The 304-nt window shown below is 69.7% G+C and carries 1 protein-coding gene; it reads right to left on the bottom strand.

Features of this window, described 5'->3' with window-relative positions:
* On the bottom strand, positions 1-304 hold a 304-nt coding region (locus tag K7G61_RS36165), incomplete at both ends, for a polyketide synthase (RefSeq protein ID WP_225851382.1).

Raw genomic sequence — 304 nt, 5'->3', positions numbered from 1 at the left:
GGCCACACCCGCAGCCGCCTGTGTGTGCCCGATGTTCGACTTCACCGACCCCAGCAGCAGCGGCCGATCAGCATCCCGCTCGCGCCCGTAGGTCGCCAGCAGCGCCTGCGCCTCGATCGGATCACCCAACGCCGTCCCCGTACCGTGCGCCTCCACCACATCAACGTCGGAAGGCTCCAGGCGGGCGTTGGCCAGCGCCCTGCGGATCACCCGCTGCTGCGCCGGACCATTCGGCGCCGTCAACCCATTACTCGCACCATCCTGATTCACCGCAGACCCCCGCACCACCGCCAGCACCCGACGA

The sequence above is a fragment of the Streptomyces sp. HPF1205 genome (genome assembly GCF_020400825.1).
Taxonomy (GTDB): Bacteria; Actinomycetota; Actinomycetes; order Streptomycetales; family Streptomycetaceae; genus Actinacidiphila.
The sequence above is the reverse complement of the archived record's forward strand: the minus strand, read 5'-3'. Positions and strand labels throughout refer to the sequence as shown.